Raw genomic sequence first — 18,737 nt, 5'->3', positions numbered from 1 at the left:
TTTAAATTCTCTGGCAATACATTAGTTTGTAAAACATTATTTTAGTTTAATCATTTATCGTCAGAAGAAGCGTCGTCAACATCATCTGCATCACCAATAAAGGATACGTCATTTGCATCACCGCGTTTCTCTGCAATTTGGAAGGATTTACGCTGTAAATAAAAATCACGGATCATTGAATATTTATCGCCTTTTAAGCTTTCTTCAATATCAAGAATCTGAGAGCGCGCATCAATGGCTTGCAATACATTGGTAGACCAGTAAATACCATCTTGATCTTCTAATAAGTATTTTTGTGGGCGACCGAAACTATCCGCTGCCAAACCAAAGCCATCACGGAAAGTACTTGGACCAAAGAAAGGCAACATCACATAAGGGCCAGAAGGAATACCATAATAACCTAATGTTACACCGAAGCTTTCTTCTTCCGTGTTTAAACCTAAACGACGTGCAGGATCAGCAAAACCTAAAGTTGTTAATGTATTTACGGTAAAACGACCTAAAGTTTTTGCAGCACGGGTAGGTCGACCTTGAATTAACTGGTTTACAGCATTCCATGGCTCACCTAGGTTTTTACGGAATTGGCGATAGGGGCTACGTACAGGTTCTGGAACTTTAGCAACATATTGAATCGCAACTGGCTTTAATAGGTTGCGGTCTAACATGTCATTAAATGCATAAATTTGGCGGTTTAATGGTTGCAGTGGATCCTTAACTGAATCTGGCTGTGCAGCATTGGCATTTACTTTTAAATCATTCTTGGTGAGATGTTTTAAATCTTTAATGGCTTGAATGGTTGATGTCTTTTGTTCAGCAGTGACTTGAGTTGCTACAGCATTCGCTTGGTTGGCTGAATCACTGGCAGGAGTCTCTTGTGCGAATACTGATGAACATGCTCCAGCAGTTAACAACCCAAGCAAGATAAAATTGGAGTAATGCATATAAGTCCTTAATCGCTGTTAGAGCGAAATAATACAACCATTAAAATGAGTGCGTCACTGAACGCAAAACATAAAGAGAAGGCATACAGTTTAGTTGTTCTCCTATTATTAAAACAAATTCGGTCGAAAAATATAAGAAAAATTGTGAATTTGGTTTAAAAATGTTCACTCGAATAAAAAGATTGAAAAAGGGGGTTGTATTGGGTTTGGAATGCTGTAGAATGCACATTCATCGGCGGTGATGCAGATAAAAACTTGTTGAGAAACAAGGATTTGGCTTAAGGGTTAAATTTTTGGGTTTGAGAATAAGTTTTGAAAATATCTAAATTACCTGTTGACTTTAAAGAAATTTAGAGTAATATAGCCGACCTAGCTTGATGATGACGAATCATCGAGAAGATCATTAAGAGAATAGAAGAACAACTTGTGTGGATTTTTACTGATTGATCGATCGAAAATATTTCATTGATTGAATGGTAGAAATTTCTCGAAGTTTATTTGAGCGAATTTTTAGTCAGAAAATTGATGAGCCAAGATTTGTAGCCATAAGCTACTAATGATTTTAAACTGAAGAGTTTGATCATGGCTCAGATTGAACGCTGGCGGCAGGCTTAACACATGCAAGTCGAGCGGAGTGATGGTGCTTGCACTATCACTTAGCGGCGGACGGGTGAGTAATGCTTAGGAATCTGCCATTTAGTGGGGGACAACATTCCGAAAGGAATGCTAATACCGCATACGTCCTACGGGAGAAAGCAGGGGATCTTCGGACCTTGCGCTAAATGATGAGCCTAAGTCGGATTAGCTAGTTGGTGGGGTAAAGGCCTACCAAGGCGACGATCTGTAGCGGGTCTGAGAGGATGATCCGCCACACTGGGACTGAGACACGGCCCAGACTCCTACGGGAGGCAGCAGTGGGGAATATTGGACAATGGGCGGAAGCCTGATCCAGCCATGCCGCGTGTGTGAAGAAGGCCTTTTGGTTGTAAAGCACTTTAAGCGAGGAGGAGGCTCTCCTAGTTAATACCTAGGAAGAGTGGACGTTACTCGCAGAATAAGCACCGGCTAACTCTGTGCCAGCAGCCGCGGTAATACAGAGGGTGCGAGCGTTAATCGGATTTACTGGGCGTAAAGCGTGCGTAGGCGGCTGATTAAGTCGGATGTGAAATCCCTGAGCTTAACTTAGGAATTGCATTCGATACTGGTCAGCTAGAGTATGGGAGAGGATGGTAGAATTCCAGGTGTAGCGGTGAAATGCGTAGAGATCTGGAGGAATACCGATGGCGAAGGCAGCCATCTGGCCTAATACTGACGCTGAGGTACGAAAGCATGGGGAGCAAACAGGATTAGATACCCTGGTAGTCCATGCCGTAAACGATGTCTACTAGCCGTTGGGGCCTTTGAGGCTTTAGTGGCGCAGCTAACGCGATAAGTAGACCGCCTGGGGAGTACGGTCGCAAGACTAAAACTCAAATGAATTGACGGGGGCCCGCACAAGCGGTGGAGCATGTGGTTTAATTCGATGCAACGCGAAGAACCTTACCTGGCCTTGACATACTAGAAACTTTCCAGAGATGGATTGGTGCCTTCGGGAATCTAGATACAGGTGCTGCATGGCTGTCGTCAGCTCGTGTCGTGAGATGTTGGGTTAAGTCCCGCAACGAGCGCAACCCTTTTCCTTATTTGCCAGCGAGTAATGTCGGGAACTTTAAGGATACTGCCAGTGACAAACTGGAGGAAGGCGGGGACGACGTCAAGTCATCATGGCCCTTACGGCCAGGGCTACACACGTGCTACAATGGTCGGTACAAAGGGTTGCTACCTAGCGATAGGATGCTAATCTCAAAAAGCCGATCGTAGTCCGGATTGGAGTCTGCAACTCGACTCCATGAAGTCGGAATCGCTAGTAATCGCGGATCAGAATGCCGCGGTGAATACGTTCCCGGGCCTTGTACACACCGCCCGTCACACCATGGGAGTTTGTTGCACCAGAAGTAGGTAGTCTAACCGCAAGGAGGACGCTTACCACGGTGTGGCCGATGACTGGGGTGAAGTCGTAACAAGGTAGCCGTAGGGGAACCTGCGGCTGGATCACCTCCTTAACGAAAGATTGACGATCGGTAAGAATCCACAACAAGTTGTTCTTCGAAGATGTATCTGAGGGTCTGTAGCTCAGTTGGTTAGAGCACACGCTTGATAAGCGTGGGGTCACAAGTTCAAGTCTTGTCAGACCCACCAAATCTGATTGCAGTAGCTTAGATTGAAAGATATGTCGTTCATTAAATGATAAGCTGGGGACTTAGCTTAGTTGGTAGAGCGCCTGCTTTGCACGCAGGAGGTCAGGAGTTCGACTCTCCTAGTCTCCACCATACATTACAAAGTGATGTAAAACGAAAGTTGAATTCCAAGATAGCTTATAGAATTTAGTAAGTAGATAGCTTATTAAGTTCTGTGATTTATCACAGTTTACTACACACCGACGAGGTGGTAGTTAATCATTAACAGATTAGAAAATTGAGTCTGAAATAAATTGTTCAAACTCGATTAATTTGACACTAACGGTAATACGTAAGTATTGCAGTTGGATGAAGAATTAATCTGAGAACTAGCAAATTAACTGAATCAAGCGTTTTGGTATATGAATTAGATTGAAGCTGTACGGTGATTAAATTCACAGGACAACAGATGGTAGCAATTAAGTTTGCAACGATAACACTCACTTGTATGTGTTAACGACTGTTTGGGGTTGTATAGTCAAGTAATTAAGTGCATGTGGTGGATGCCTTGGCAGTCAGAGGCGATGAAAGACGTAATAGCCTGCGATAAGCTCCGGGGAGGCGGCAAATATCCTTTGATCCGGAGATTTCTGAATGGGGGAACCCACCCGCTATAAGGCGGGTATCATAAGCTGAATACATAGGCTTATGAAGCGAACGAGGGGAAGTGAAACATCTCAGTACCCTTAGGAAAAGAAATCAATTGAGATTCCCTTAGTAGCGGCGAGCGAACGGGGAGCAGCCCATTAAGTTGTGTGTGTTCTAGTGGAACGCTCTGGGAAGTGCGAACGTAGAGGGTGATATTCCCGTACACGAAAGGGCACACACAATGATGACGAGTAGGGCGAGGCACGTGAAACCTTGTCTGAATATGGGGGGACCATCCTCCAAGGCTAAATACTCCTGACTGACCGATAGTGAACCAGTACCGTGAGGGAAAGGCGAAAAGAACCCCTGTGAGGGGAGTGAAATAGATCCTGAAACCGCATGCATACAAGCAGTGGGAGCCGACTTGTTCGGTGACTGCGTACCTTTTGTATAATGGGTCAGCGACTTATATTCAGTAGCGAGGTTAACCGAATAGGGGAGCCGTAGAGAAATCGAGTCTTAATAGGGCGTTTAGTTGCTGGGTATAGACCCGAAACCAGGCGATCTATCCATGAGCAGGTTGAAGGTTGGGTAACACTAACTGGAGGACCGAACCCACTGTCGTTGAAAAGCCAGGGGATGACTTGTGGATAGGGGTGAAAGGCTAATCAAGCCTGGTGATAGCTGGTTCTCCCCGAAAGCTATTTAGGTAGCGCCTCGGACGAATACCATTGGGGGTAGAGCACTGTTTCGGCTAGGGGGTCATCCCGACTTACCAAACCGATGCAAACTCCGAATACCAATGAGTACTATCCGGGAGACAGACTGCGGGTGCTAACGTCCGTAGTCAAGAGGAAAACAATCCAGACCGCCAGCTAAGGCCCCAAAATCATAGTTAAGTGGGAAACGATGTGGGAAGGCATAGACAGCTAGGAGGTTGGCTTAGAAGCAGCCACCCTTTAAAGAAAGCGTAATAGCTCACTAGTCGAGTCGGCCTGCGCGGAAGATGTAACGGGGCTAAAACTATGTGCCGAAGCTGCGGATTTACGCATTAGCGTAAGTGGTAGGGGAGCGTTCTGTAAGCCGATGAAGGTGTATTGAGAAGTATGCTGGAGGTATCAGAAGTGCGAATGCTGACGTGAGTAACGACAAAACGGGTGAAAAACCCGTTCGCTGAAAGACCAAGGGTTCCAGTCCAACGTTAATCGGGGCTGGGTGAGTCGACCCCTAAGGCGAGGCCGAGAGGCGTAGTCGATGGGAAATTGGTTAATATTCCAATACTTCTGTGTAATGCGATGAGAGGACGGAGAAGGTTAAGTCAGCCTGGCGTTGGTTGTCCAGGTGGAAGGCAGTAGGCATGCATCTTAGGCAAATCCGGGGTGCTCTATGCTGAGAGCTGATAGCAAGCTGTACTTGTACAGTGAAGTGGCTGATACCATGCTTCCAGGAAAAGTCTCTAAGCTTCAGTTACACAGGAATCGTACCCGAAACCGACACAGGTGGTCAGGTCGAGTAGACCAAAGCGCTTGAGAGAACTCTGCTGAAGGAACTAGGCAAAATGGTACCGTAACTTCGGGAGAAGGTACGCTGCTGACGGTGATGGGACTTGCTCCCTGAGCTATTGGCAGCCACAGAAACCAGGCCGCTGCAACTGTTTATTAAAAACATAGCACTCTGCAAACACGAAAGTGGACGTATAGGGTGTGATGCCTGCCCGGTGCTGGAAGGTTAATTGATGGGGTTAGCGTAAGCGAAGCTCTTGATCGAAGCCCCAGTAAACGGCGGCCGTAACTATAACGGTCCTAAGGTAGCGAAATTCCTTGTCGGGTAAGTTCCGACCTGCACGAATGGCATAATGATGGCGGCGCTGTCTCCAGCAGAGGCTCAGTGAAATCGAATTCGCCGTGAAGATGCGGTGTACCCGCGGCTAGACGGAAAGACCCCGTGAACCTTTACTGCAGCTTGACATTGAACTTTGACCTTACTTGTGTAGGATAGGTGGGAGGCTTTGAAGTTGGAACGCTAGTTCCAATGGAGCCGTCCTTGAAATACCACCCTGGTAATGTTGAGGTTCTAACTCTGCCCCGTAATCCGGGGCGAGGACCATGTCTGGTGGGTAGTTTGACTGGGGCGGTCTCCTCCTAAAGAGTAACGGAGGAGTACGAAGGTGCGCTCAGCGTGGTCGGAAATCACGCGTAGAGTATAAAGGCAAAAGCGCGCTTAACTGCGAGACCCACAAGTCGAGCAGGTACGAAAGTAGGTCTTAGTGATCCGGTGGTTCTGTATGGAAGGGCCATCGCTCAACGGATAAAAGGTACTCTGGGGATAACAGGCTGATACCGCCCAAGAGTTCATATCGACGGCGGTGTTTGGCACCTCGATGTCGGCTCATCTCATCCTGGGGCTGAAGCAGGTCCCAAGGGTATGGCTGTTCGCCATTTAAAGAGGTACGCGAGCTGGGTTTAGAACGTCGTGAGACAGTTCGGTCCCTATCTACCGTGGGCGCTGGAAATTTGAGAGGATCTGCTCCTAGTACGAGAGGACCAGAGTGGACGAACCTCTGGTGTACCGGTTGTGACGCCAGTCGCATCGCCGGGTAGCTATGTTCGGAAGGGATAACCGCTGAAAGCATCTAAGCGGGAAGCCTACCTCAAGATAAGATTTCCCTAGGAATTTATTCCTCTAAAGAGCCGTTCGAGACTAGGACGTTGATAGGTTGGGTGTGGAAGCACGGTGACGTGTGAAGCTGACCAATACTAATTGCTCGTGAGGCTTGACTATACAACACCCAAGCAGTTGTATGTAAAGCTGATAATCGATTCATAAAAGATCAGTTAAACCTGATCTTGAACAAAGAACTTGATTTAGTGATTGCTAAGCAATAAACTTCGACTCAATAATCTAATCCGTTAATAACTCTTTGGACCGTAAGTAAGGCATACGATGAATACATCGTGAATAAGACCCGAAAGCACCACAACAGTTTGCTGGCGACAATAGCAAGAGTGAACCACCTGATCCCTTCCCGAACTCAGAAGTGAAACCTCTTAGCGCTGATGGTAGTGTGGCACTTGCCATGTGAGAGTAAGTCATCGCCAGCTTTTAAATTAGAACACCCCCAACCTAACGGCTGGGGGTGTTTTTTATGGCGTGGACGAAAGAAAGTAGGTAGTGAGGAGAATCAACCGAAAAATCTGAGCTAGCGCTTTTATAGAGGGTGTAAAGAAAAGTCCTTTCTGACAATTTTTGATGAATATTATAAAAGATTGGACGTATGCTAGTTTTTTGAACAGATAAGTCAGTTGAAAAGGTTTTTCCTTGTATGCGGAAACATTGCTTTATGTTATAAATATTTTTATAGGCATGTTTTTTGCTTATTTTAATAAAAGGAAAGACTATGAAATTATCTGTTGGATTGAAAGTAGCGAACAGTTTATCGTTAACTCCTCAATTGCAGCAGGCCATACGTCTTTTACAGTTATCCAGTTTAGAACTTGAACAAGAAATTCAAATCCAGTTAGACAGTAATCCCTTACTTGAAAAAATAGAGGATATGGGTACAACGGAAAGTCTTTCTTCACTAGAAGAAAAAGAGAATGGAGACTTAACCACTGAACTGAATGCTGATCATCTTCCAAATGATTTACCTGTTGATACGGAATGGGATGATATTTATACCCATCAATCCACAGCGTTGGCCTCCCCAGAATATGAAGAAAGGGAAGACAATCGTCAGGTACAACTGAGCCTCAAAGAGCATATTTTAGATCAAGTCAATCTCTTGCATTTCTCGACTGTAGACAAACTGATTGCTTATTGCATCGTAGACTCTCTTGATGATAAAGGATTCCTCGATGCAGAGTTGGATGATATTTTGCTTGCTGTTTCCCGTCTTTTACAGGAAATGGAGAGTGAGGAAGAAGTTGAGCAAGATGAAATTATTGTTGTTTTAAAACATATTCAACGTCTTGATCCTATTGGTGTCGGTTCCAGAAATTTAGCAGAATGCTTGAAAATCCAACTTGAAACTTTTAATGAAAAAGTTCCCTATCTAGCTGAAGCTAGAAATTTATTGAAATATTATGAGTTATTGATTTCGAATGATTTGAATAAGTTGTTAAAGCAAACAGGGTTATCCAAAGAGCAATTAAAAAGTGCCGTTGATTTGTTAAAGACTTTGAAGCCTTATCCTGGGTTAGAGTTCAATCAACAAGAATCTGAATACCAAGTTCCTGATGTAGTCGTGTCGAAGAAAGATCAACATTGGCAAGTTCAGCTTAACCCTGATGTATTGCCTAAGTTACGGATCAATTCTTTTTATTCAGGCATGATTCGTCGAGCTGATCAAAGTGACGATAATGTCTATCTGCGCAATCAAATGCTGGAAGCGAAGAATTTTATCAAGAGTATTGATGAACGTCATAAGACGTTGTTGAAAGTAGCAACCTGTATTGTTGAGCATCAGCGAGCTTTTTTGGAGCAAGGCCCAGAAGCGATGAAGCCTTTAGTGCTTCGTGATGTGGCAGAAGAAGTTGAATTACATGAGTCGACCGTATCTCGTGTAACAACCAACAAGTATATGCTAACACCACGTGGTCTATTTGAATTGAAATACTTCTTTTCTAGTCATGTTGGAACAACAACAGGTGGTGAAGCTTCATCGACGGCAATTCGTGCCATGATTAAAAAACTTGTTTCAAGTGAGAATCCACGTAAGCCTTTGTCGGATAATGCAATTGCTGAAATGTTGAAGAATGAAGGGATTGAGGTGGCTCGACGCACGGTGGCAAAATATCGTGAATCGTTACATATTGCCTCATCTTCTGAAAGAAAAGTCTTGATCTAAATTTCAAGGTGTGACTATTCTAGGGGTTCATTATTACGGAATAATGAATTTTTTTAATGATCACTAGAGGAATCGCTGAAATGATTTAATGGATATTGAACCACTGATAATGTGCATTAAATTTGCTGAAGCGATTTTCTTGTATCCTGAGAAAAAGGTGAGGGATAGAATTATGCAAATAACGATTCGTGGGCACCATTTAACCATTACACCAGCCATTGAAGAAAATATAAAAGAAAAGTTTAGTCAAATGACCAAACACCTAGATCAGGTCAATAGTATGCAAATCAAGCTGGCTAAAGATCATCAAATTGACAAACGTTCACACAAAGGTAGCGCAAATCATATCGCTGAAGCGATTATACGTTTGCCAGGGGTAGAACTGTTTGCACAGGCGACAGCCGATGATATGTATACTTCAATTCGAAAACTGACAGACAAATTAAAACGCCAGCTAGCAAAACATCGAAAAATTCAATGTTCGTACCAACATGAACTGGCACTTTTGAGTTAATTTTTTATTTTGTATAAGAGGCTTTTTGTGAAGCCTCTTTTTTTATTGATAAAAAAAGAAACTGCTTACTGAATTATGTGAAAAAGTTATAGTAAAATAGCTGGTTTTACACCAATGGTTGTATAAGAGGCCTTGTAATGAATAGTGAGCAGCTCACGCAAATTTTAAAAGAAGCTTTCCCTGAAGCAGAAGTAGCAGTGAGCGGTCAAGCTGGGAAATTTGACCTTCGTATTGTTGATGATCAGTTTGAAGGTAAGCGTACCGTTGCTCGTCAACAAGCCGTTTATGCACCTCTAAATTCTTATATTGCGAGTGGTGCAGTTCACGCTGTTACGATTCGCGCAATGACAAAAGACGAATGGCGCAAAGCAAGCCTTTTCGGAGCTTAAATATTAATGGATAAATTTTTAATTACGGGCGGTGTTAAGCTCGAAGGTGAAGTACGCATTTCTGGTGCTAAAAATGCAGCTTTACCTTTACTTGCAGCAATGATCCTTGCTGACTCTCCGATTAAGCTAACCAATGTACCTAATCTAAAAGATGTAAACACATTGGTTAAGTTGATTGCTGGTCTTGGTGTGACCATGAGCTATGAAGGTGAAACGGTTTGTGCTGATGCTTCAACATTAGATAACCAGTTTGCACCATATGAACTTGTACGAACCATGCGTGCATCTATTTTGGTGCTTGGTCCATTGTTAGCGCGTTATGGTAATGCAAAAGTATCATTACCAGGCGGTTGTGCGATTGGCTCCCGTCCAGTCGATCAACACTTAAAAGCTTTAGAAGCTTTAGGTGCGCAGATTGAAGTTGAAAATGGTTATGTGCATGCTTCAGTTGATGGTCGTTTGAAAGGCGGTGAAGTTGTTTTTGATATGGTGACCGTTGGTGGTACCGAGAATATCTTAATGGCTGCTGCACTCGCTGAAGGTGTGACCACGATTCGTAATGCTGCTCGTGAACCAGAAATCACCGATCTTGCGCAAATGTTGATTAAGATGGGCGCTAAAATTGAAGGTTTAGATACGGATACTTTAGTCGTTACTGGTGTTGAAAGTTTGCATGGTTGTGAATATGCCGTTGTTGCAGACCGTATTGAAACAGGTTCATATTTAGCTGCTGCTGCCATTACTGGTGGACGAGTAAAGACTACTCATACTGATCCTTTATTATTAGAAGCAGTATTGGATAAGTTCGAAGAAATGGGTGCGGAAGTTACGCGTGGTGATGATTGGATTGAGTTGGATATGCAGGGCAAACGTCCTAAAGCTGTGAGCTTTAGAACTCTGCCACATCCAGAATTTCCAACAGACATGCAAGCACAAATTATGGCTGTCAATGTGATTGGTCGTGGTTTTGCAACGATTTCTGAAACCATTTTCGAAAACCGTTTTATGCATGTACCAGAACTTTCACGTATGGGTGCTAACATCCAAGTTGAAGGACATGATGCGGTCGTAACAGGTGTAGAAACACTTCAGGCTGCACCTGTAATGGCAACCGATCTACGTGCTTCATTCTCACTTGTTTTAGCTGCTTTGGTTGCTGAAGGTGAAACACTGGTTGATCGTATCTACCATATCGATCGTGGCTACGAACATGTGGAAGAAAAATTGCAAAGTTTAGGTGCTCAGATTAAGCGAGTAAAAGGATGAATGACTTAAGAAACGATGATCCAAATTTTGACGTAATGGGCAATTTTGATCATGGTTTAACTTTAGCACTCAGTAAAGGTCGTATCTTAAAGGAAACATTACCCTTGCTTGAAAAGGCGGGTATTAATTTACTTGAAGATCCAGATAAATCACGCAAATTGATTTTTCCAACTACGCACAAAAAAGTTCGTATTTTGATTCTACGTGCGTCTGATGTTCCGACTTATGTTGAGAATGGTGCAGCAGACTTTGGTGTAGCGGGTAAAGATGTATTGATGGAACATGGTGCGCAACATGTTTATGAGTTGCTTGACCTGAAAATTGCCAATTGTAAGTTGATGACGGCGGGTAAAGTCGGCATGGAACGACCAAAAGGCCGTTTAAAGATCGCAACCAAATACGTCAATTTGACCCGTCAATACTATGCAAGCCTTGGTGAGCAGGTTGATGTCATTAAGCTGTACGGATCAATGGAACTTGCACCTTTGGTTGGGTTGGGGGATTACATTGTCGACGTGGTTGATACAGGTAATACTTTACGTGCCAATGGCTTAGAGCCATTAGAAGAAATTTGCAAAGTTTCTTCACGCTTAATCGTCAATAAGGCGAGCTTTAAGCGTAAGCAAGCGGTGTTAAATCCGATTTTGACGCAACTTGAACAAGCCATTAAAGCACGTAAGAACTAAGTTTTAGATTGAATTGAATAAAAAGGCCAGCTTCGGTTGGCCTTTTTATTTGAGTTTATCTGGATTACGTAAAGAATAAATGCTTTGCAGTTGTTGCTGATCATTGAAAGTAAAAGTAAGTACCATGACACAACAATGGTCTGAGTCATAGAGTTTAAAACCGACACTGCCATTGATATGGCACATTTCCCAAGAGAGCTCTGTCCAAGCCTGAAAAAGCAAGCGTTCAAAGAAACGTAATATAGGCGGTTGGCCAATGAAAGGCTGTCGAATAGCTGAGACTTTACCACCGCCATCCGCTGCAAATTGGATATCGTCACTGAGTAATTGTGTGAGTTGATTCAGGTCATGTGAATGAATGGCGACCTTGAATGCATTGAGTAAGTTGATTTGCTGTTGAGTCGGGTGATTCGAGAGAACGTTCGGTTCATCCGCAATACGTTTTCTGCTGCGGGCTACCAATTGTCGACAATTACTTTGTTGTTCCCGAAGGATTTCCGAAATTTCAACATAGTCAAGATTAAAGATGTCATGTAGCAAATATGCCGCACGCTCTTTAACTGAAAGTTTTTCAAGAACCAAAAGGAAAGCGGTGGAGAGGGTATAGTCGGATTCGACTGAGAATGTTTCAGTATGATGATAGGGTTCAGGTAACCATGTTCCCGTATATTCAGTTCTAGATCTATGGTGGGCACGGAGTAGATCAATGCAATGGCGTGTACATACAGAGGTCAGCCAAGCTTGAGGATTGAGAATATCTTGCTTAGGTTGCTGCTGCCATTTTATAAAAATATCTTGTAAGACATCTTCAGCATCACTTGTTGTTCCCAGCAGTCGATAAGCAAGACCGAACAGAAATGTTCGGCTTGTCTCAAAAATTGTTAAATCTTGTTGGCTAATCATGCCTGATGCTTTCATAGATGTTAATGCTGTGAAATTGCAATTCGATTCCACAAATTAATCATGCCAATCAGTAAAGTTAAAGCTGAAATTTGTGGCTCGCTGAAATATTTTAACAGGGCTATACGTAACGGCTCATAATCAGTGAGCGCTTGTAAAGTCGTGAGTGCTTCAACCCAAGCAAAGGCGGCTTTTTCCTGATCCGTATAATCATTGCAATGTCGCCATACCACCAAATGGTCCAAACGTGATTGTATTTCACCATCTGCTAAAGCTTCAGCAATATGCATCTTCACACAAAAAGCACAACCATTGATTTGCGAGGCACGTAATAGAACAAGATGATAAAGAGAGCGATCTATCAGAGCTGAATCGAGAATGTTTTGATGGACTTGATAGAGGTGATGAATTGACTCTGGTAAATGTTTTTTCGGATGAATATTGAGTGTCGTCATTAAAGTGTTCCTGATTAAAATCAACGTAGGTATTCATTTGACGACTCATCCTTTTGTTTTGTGACAAATGGAATAAAAAAAATTAATTTTTGTTGCTTAAATATTTTGACTCGGTGGATAAAAGTAAAAATTGTGGATTGATCGAAGAACCCTCTCTTTCCGATTGATTTTTTAGCCTATATTGTGCCCACAAGTACACTGAAAAAGAGTAAACTTAGCGCTCTCTTATTCGCCTTGTGGGTAAATTGATGCGACGTTTATCGACTCAGGATCAAAATTTTAAACAGACATTTGCTGAACTTTTGGCATTTGAAACGGTTAATGATCCTCAATTAATTCAAACTGTAGATCAAATTATTGCTGATGTACGTCAGCATGGTGATGATCATGTGCTTAAATTAACGCAACAGTTCGATCGACATCCAGCGCATCAATTCTCTGACTTAGAACTGACTCAAGCACAGCTCAAAACCGCATTTGATGGTTTAAGTGTTGAAATCCGTGAAGCATTAGAACTTGCTGCAAAACGTATTCGTTCGTTCCATCAGGCACAAAAGCAGGAAGGTTGGACCTATATCGATGAGTTGGGTAATACCCTAGGTCAAAAAGTTACACCTTTGGATCGTGTAGGGATTTATGTGCCTGGCGGATTAGCCTCTTATCCATCATCGGTACTTATGAATGCTTTGCCTGCACATGTTGCAGGGGTTCCTGAAATTATCATGGTGGTTCCTGCACCAAATGGTGAGTTGAATCCATTGGTATTGGCAGCTGCTTATTTGGCAGGCGTAAGCCGAGCGTTTACTATTGGCGGTGCGCAGGCCGTTGCAGCATTGGCTTATGGAACACAAACTATTCCAGCGGTCGATAAAATTACAGGGCCAGGCAATCGATTTGTAGCAGCCGCAAAACGTGCGGTCTTTGGTCAAGTTGGTATCGACATGATTGCAGGACCTTCGGAAATTTTGGTGTATGCCGAAGGGGAAAATAATGCTGAATGGCTAGCCATGGATGTATTGTCTCAAGCAGAGCATGACACCGTTGCACAAGCGATTTTCATTACCCCAGATGAAAGGCTGTTAAATGCAGTTGAAGCTGCGATTGAAAAGCATTTAACTGAACTACCAAAAGCCGAAATTGCTAAAACATCGATTCAAAATCGTGGTGCATTGGTGTTGGTAAAAGATCGCGCAGAAGCAGTTGAACTGATTAATCAGGTCGCACCTGAGCATTTAGAACTTTGTCTTGATGATGCTGAATTGATGAGTCAGGAGATTCGTCATGCAGGTGCAATCTTTATGGGACGCTATACCCCAGAAGCCATTGGTGATTATTGTGCTGGACCAAACCATGTCTTACCGACATCGGGTACTGCACGTTTTTCTTCACCGCTCGGTGTTTATGATTTTCAGAAACGCTCTAGCTTAATTATGTGCTCAGAAGAGGGTGTGAAGAGCTTGGCAAAAGCAGCCGATGTTCTGGCAGTGCAAGAAAATCTTGATGCCCATGCGCGCTCAGCCCGTTATCGCTATGAAGTTTGAATAAGAAGTGTGTGTTGCTCTAGCACGATAACAAATATAAACCTCTCCCTAACCCTCTCCTAAAAAAAGAGAGGGGACTTATCACGATATATGTGAAATAAGTTTGAAGACTCCTCTCCCTTTGGGAGAGGTTAGGAGAGGGTAACAAGAGAATAGAAAATGACGTTTACAGCAGAACAAATGCGTTTTTGGAGTCCAGAGGTTCGTGAATTAGAGCCTTATGTACCCGGTGAGCAGCCTAAAATTCAGAACTTGCTCAAATTAAATACCAATGAAAACCCTTATCCGCCATCACCAAAAGTGGTAGAAGCAGTGCAAGCTGTTTTAGCAGATGATGCTGATGCGTTACGTCTATACCCAGATCCAGATGCGACGGCTTTAAAGCAGGCGATTGCCAAGCAGCAGCAGGTTGATGTGGCTCAAGTCTTTGTCGGTAATGGGTCTGATGAAGTATTGGCACATATCTTCAAAGCTTTTTTTATCCAGAAACAGCCGATTCTTTATCCAGATATCACCTATAGTTTTTATCCTGTTTATAGCCAGTTCTTTGCGACACAAACCAAGCAGATTCCTTTGAATGAAAAATTTGAAATAGATGTATCGGATTATGAACAGGAAAATGGCGGTATTATCATCACCAATCCAAATGCGCCAACCAGTATCTCGCTCGGTTTAGATGAGATTGAGCAGGTACTCAAGGCAAATCCAGATCGCGTGGTTGTGATTGATGAGGCTTATGTTGATTTTGGTGCTGAGTCAGCGGTGCAATTGGTCAATCGCTATGAAAATTTGGTTATTTGTCAGACCACTTCGAAATCACGTTCACTTGCAGGGTTACGTGTTGGTTTTGCGATTGCACAAGCGCATTTGATTGCGGCACTTGAAGCTGTGAAAAATAGTTTTAACTCCTATCCAATCGATCGTTTTGCGATAGCCGCTGCCGTGGCTTCATTTGAAGATCAAGCTTATTTTGAAGCGCAATGTGCCAAAGTGATTGAGAGCCGAGAAAAATTAGTGACTGATCTCACTGCCTTGGGCTTTGAGGTATTGCCTTCGAAAGCCAATTTTATCTTTGCTACACATCCAAAACATGATGCTGCTCAGTTGGCTCAACAATTGCGTGAGCAGGGGATTATTGTGCGTTATTTCAATAAGCCGCGCATTAATCAATTCTTGCGTATCACGATTGGTACAGATGAACAAAACCAGCGTTTAGTCGATACGCTTAAAACTCAAATTTTATAAATCTGTATTGACACTTACTGTTCAGATATCTGCCATGTATTGAGTAAATCAAGCATGGCAGAAATTTTATCAAAGCATTCTTGATATTCTGCTTCTGCATCAGAAGCTATGGTGATGCCACCACCCGCCCACATTGATAATTGATCCTGATATTTTTGAATACTGCGAATCAAGATATTCCAACTACCTGTACCATCGAAATTAAAATAACCTAAGCTGCCACAATAGGCACCTCGTGGTGCACCTTCTAATTCTTCAATGATTTGCATGGCACGAATCTTCGGTGCACCTGTGATTGAACCACCAGGTAGTGCAGACAATAACATTTGCATTGGATTGATTTCTGCTTTTAAGGTTGCCGTAATCTCGCTGACCATATGATGGACTTGATTAAAGCTTTCAATTTCAAATAATTTGGTTGTTTCAACAGAGCCTGTTTCAGCATAGACACTCAAGTCATTACGGAGCAAATCTACAATCATTACATTTTCAGCCTGATCTTTTTCAGATTGACTGAGTTTATCTTTGGAAATTTGATCTTGTTGTGGATCATCAAAGCGTGGCATCGTGCCTTTAATTGGACGTGTTTTTATTTTTTGATCAGCTTGAAATTCGATGAACAGTTCAGGCGAACAACTTAATAGTTCAAAATTATCTAATTTTAGATAACCCGCATAAGGTGCATGGGTCAGTTTCCATAACTCATCGGCGCGGCTCAAAAGTGAACCTTGCGCCTGTGCTGTAAATTCTTGGGTCAAGTTAATTTGATAACAATCACCTGCTTTGATGTATTCCTGTACTTGCTGAAAAGCATTTAAATATTTAGATTTAGACCAACGAGGACGGCAGTTTTCCTCTAAAGAAAGTGCTGGAATTTGTGTGGGATTATCGAGCCGATTCAAAATTTCTTGATAAATATACTCAGCTTGATCTTCGTCGCTATAAAAGTACCAAGCATCTTCTTGAAATTTTAAAAAACTTGAGTATTGACCTAAGAAAAAATTCGGCTGTGGATGAGCGTCAATTTCAATAAATTGATCGGCACTATAGTCATAGCTAAAAAAGCCAATATATCCTCCAGCAAAGCCCTTAATATTATTGCTCTTAGAGGATTGGTTGAATTTGCAAAACTCTAGAAGTGAAGATGGTTCTGATTTTATTTGATATTGATTGAAGTGTATTTGCTGAAAGTGTAGAAGCGTAGACTTTTGAGAAACTAAAAGTTCTTGAGGTAAAAAGGCGATTGTTGGCGTATTTTGGTCATATAAATAGACCAATCCTGTTAAATCATAAAGGCGAGAAAGAAGATCAAATGCAGAAGTGAGTGGCGTGTTAAGTTTTTGCTCAAAATAGGACATATAAACAGAAAGACTTGTATCTACATTTGGAGGAAAGAATTGTACTACATCCAAAAAGTTTGGGCTGTTTTTTATGGAACCTTAGGTTGAAAGAGGGCAAACTTTAGACTGGATTACTTAGATGAAATAAATGATGTATTTATCAAAATAGAAATAGAAAAGCGTTTTTGTTAACACTTCTTATCAGGATTTTGACGATGATGAATGGTAAATAAATGCTATTCTTGATTTGGTTTCTAATGATGTTTAATAAAAATAATGAATGATTACATGTTGTTATTCGTATTGTTTTTGAAGAATTAAGGTTGAGTGTTTTATATGCCGTTTGTCGGTTTGTAGCTAAAAAGCAGTTAACAGGAGTTGAACATAAAATAACAAACAGGTAATTTAGTAATTGCTAAGCGAACTACTCAAGGATTGGAAGTTCAAGTTGTCATTTAAGAATAAAACGACCGTGGACAGTTTAGAGTAGTGTAAGTCAAAAAATAAATGCTCTTGGGAGAGTGCTCAATGAAAATGTTTACTAAACTAGCTTTAGTTTCTTCAATGGCGATTAGCGCAAATGCAATGGCTATGCAGTCAATGGATGATGCTGCACTAAGCGCTGCAACAGGTCAAGACGGTATCAATATCGGTATCGGTATCTCTAAAGTTGAGATTGAAAAAGTTTTAATTCATGATAATGATGGTTTGGCAGTTGGACCAGCAGGTGGTACGGCTACTGCAGGTGCGATTGTTATCTCTGGTAACGGCATTGCTGGTGATGTTAACGAAACTCAAGGTGTTGTAATTAGTGCAAACACAGCTCAACTTCTACCTACTTTAAATTTAGCTGACCTTGTGATTGATACTGATGCTGGTACAGGCACAAATGGTGCATTTTTGAACGTAGCGGCTAATGTTTCTGGTTTGAATATTAATATCGGTAAAATTAGCGTTGCAAAATCAGGTACTGCAAGTGCAACAAGTGTTCGTCGTGGTGCTGTAACTGGTAGTGAAAATGCGATTTTATCTGGTTTAAGTTTAACAACTGGTAAAATGACTGCGAATGTTCAACTTGGTGCGGCTCCACAAGGTGCAATGATCAAGTTAAATACATCAATGATTGGTGGTTTAGAAATTAAGAATTTAGGTATTCTTGATAACTCAACTGCATTGGGTACTAAAGATGGTTCTTCAGCTGCCAACCGTGCTGCTGGTGAAATTCACATTGATAGTATCAAAGTTGCTGATGCGACTGGTCAAAACTTAACTGTTGATGCTGATATCAGTGTTGTCGGTAAATCAGGTGCAACCAATGCAACTGCTGGTTATTTACAAATTGTTGGTGGTAAAACTGCACAAGATATCTATATCAATGGTGTGTATTTAGGTAGTAAAAACGGTGGTTCAGCTACTACTCGTGGTACGAACGCAATTGGTGATGTAGAAGTTCAAGGCTTACAAACTTATTACAACCCAACGCATACAGCGGGCGGTGATATCAAAGGCGCTGCAATCACGATTTCTGGTCACTAATCAGTTACCAAAACAAAAAAAGCGCTTTATGCGCTTTTTTTGTTTTTACATATATTGTGTAATCACAAAGTTGGAGAAAAATTTTAATTTTAAGTGATGCTAATTATGGCGGTTTACCGATGTTATATTATGCCAGCAACATAAATAATTTTATAAAAAAGACATAAAAATTCATCAAACTTTAAAAATAATAAAACAACCTTGTGTTATAGAA

At 42.0% G+C, this 18,737-nt stretch carries 12 protein-coding genes, 2 tRNA genes and 3 rRNA genes; 13 read left to right on the top strand and 4 right to left on the bottom strand.

Features of this window, described 5'->3' with window-relative positions; all coding sequences use genetic code 11:
* Positions 1-50: 50 nt before the first annotated feature.
* On the bottom strand, positions 51-941 hold the full coding sequence (locus tag FPL17_RS10880; protein WP_159885027.1) for an MlaA family lipoprotein: 891 nt from the start codon (positions 939-941) through the stop codon (positions 51-53).
* A gap of 564 nt (positions 942-1,505) precedes the next feature.
* On the opposite strand from FPL17_RS10880, the gene FPL17_RS10875 reads away from it, so the two are divergent.
* From FPL17_RS10875 to hisG, 10 genes are all read left to right on the top strand, one after another.
* Positions 1,506-3,043 (top strand): 16S ribosomal RNA (locus FPL17_RS10875).
* 59 nt (positions 3,044-3,102) lie between these two features.
* A tRNA-Ile gene (locus FPL17_RS10870) sits at positions 3,103-3,179 on the top strand.
* Positions 3,180-3,234: 55 nt separating this feature from the next.
* Positions 3,235-3,310, top strand: a tRNA-Ala gene (locus FPL17_RS10865).
* 383 nt (positions 3,311-3,693) lie between these two features.
* Positions 3,694-6,586 (top strand): 23S ribosomal RNA (locus FPL17_RS10860).
* Between the two features lie 205 nt (positions 6,587-6,791).
* Positions 6,792-6,906 (top strand): 5S ribosomal RNA (rrf, locus tag FPL17_RS10855).
* Together the 16S, 23S and 5S rRNA genes with 2 tRNA genes alongside form the textbook arrangement of a ribosomal RNA operon.
* A gap of 296 nt (positions 6,907-7,202) precedes the next feature.
* The gene (locus FPL17_RS10850) at positions 7,203-8,651 is read left to right on the top strand and encodes an RNA polymerase factor sigma-54 (RefSeq protein WP_159885025.1); all 1,449 of its coding nucleotides are present in this window, start codon (positions 7,203-7,205) and stop codon (positions 8,649-8,651) included.
* 172 nt (positions 8,652-8,823) lie between these two features.
* Entirely contained in the window at positions 8,824-9,165 is a 342-nt protein-coding gene (gene hpf, locus FPL17_RS10845; protein ID WP_004655596.1) for a ribosome hibernation-promoting factor, HPF/YfiA family, read from the top strand.
* 137 nt (positions 9,166-9,302) lie between these two features.
* The gene (ibaG, locus tag FPL17_RS10840) at positions 9,303-9,554 is read left to right on the top strand and encodes a BolA family iron metabolism protein IbaG (RefSeq protein WP_005151378.1); all 252 of its coding nucleotides are present in this window, start codon (positions 9,303-9,305) and stop codon (positions 9,552-9,554) included.
* Positions 9,555-9,560: 6 nt separating this feature from the next.
* The gene (gene murA, locus FPL17_RS10835) at positions 9,561-10,820 is read left to right on the top strand and encodes a UDP-N-acetylglucosamine 1-carboxyvinyltransferase (protein WP_159885023.1); all 1,260 of its coding nucleotides are present in this window, start codon (positions 9,561-9,563) and stop codon (positions 10,818-10,820) included.
* Positions 10,817-11,506, top strand: a complete 690-nt coding sequence (gene hisG / locus FPL17_RS10830; protein WP_159885021.1) for an ATP phosphoribosyltransferase — start codon at positions 10,817-10,819, stop codon at positions 11,504-11,506. Before murA ends, hisG begins: the two co-directional genes overlap by 4 nt.
* 45 nt (positions 11,507-11,551) lie before the next feature.
* On the opposite strand, the gene FPL17_RS10825 is transcribed toward hisG, so the two are convergent.
* Positions 11,552-12,424, bottom strand: a complete 873-nt coding sequence (locus tag FPL17_RS10825; protein WP_159885019.1) for a sigma-70 family RNA polymerase sigma factor — start codon at positions 12,422-12,424, stop codon at positions 11,552-11,554.
* Between the two features lie 5 nt (positions 12,425-12,429).
* The gene (locus FPL17_RS10820; RefSeq protein ID WP_159885017.1) at positions 12,430-12,861 is read right to left on the bottom strand and encodes a carboxymuconolactone decarboxylase family protein; all 432 of its coding nucleotides are present in this window, start codon (positions 12,859-12,861) and stop codon (positions 12,430-12,432) included.
* A 248-nt stretch (positions 12,862-13,109) separates the two neighbouring features.
* On the opposite strand from FPL17_RS10820, the gene hisD reads away from it, so the two are divergent.
* Together hisD and hisC are read left to right on the top strand one after the other, a co-directional pair.
* Positions 13,110-14,402 (top strand): histidinol dehydrogenase, encoded by a 1,293-nt coding sequence (gene hisD / locus FPL17_RS10815; RefSeq protein WP_159885015.1) that lies wholly within the window; start codon positions 13,110-13,112, stop codon positions 14,400-14,402.
* A gap of 159 nt (positions 14,403-14,561) precedes the next feature.
* Positions 14,562-15,647, top strand: a complete 1,086-nt coding sequence (hisC, locus tag FPL17_RS10810; protein WP_159885013.1) for a histidinol-phosphate transaminase — start codon at positions 14,562-14,564, stop codon at positions 15,645-15,647.
* A 14-nt stretch (positions 15,648-15,661) separates the two neighbouring features.
* On the opposite strand, the gene FPL17_RS10805 is transcribed toward hisC, so the two are convergent.
* A complete protein-coding gene (locus FPL17_RS10805) occupies positions 15,662-17,005 on the bottom strand; it encodes an anthranilate synthase component I family protein (protein ID WP_159885011.1) in 1,344 nt (447 codons plus the stop codon).
* Positions 17,006-17,515: 510 nt separating this feature from the next.
* Between FPL17_RS10805 and filA the strand changes: the two genes are divergently transcribed.
* Positions 17,516-18,523, top strand: a complete 1,008-nt coding sequence (gene filA, locus FPL17_RS10800) for a putative pilus system protein FilA (protein WP_159885009.1) — start codon at positions 17,516-17,518, stop codon at positions 18,521-18,523.
* Positions 18,524-18,737: the final 214 nt, after the last annotated feature.

The sequence above is a fragment of the Acinetobacter dispersus genome, from assembly GCF_009884975.1.
Lineage (GTDB): Bacteria > Pseudomonadota > Gammaproteobacteria > Pseudomonadales > Moraxellaceae > Acinetobacter > Acinetobacter dispersus.
This window is presented reverse-complemented; position numbering and strand designations above follow the sequence as displayed.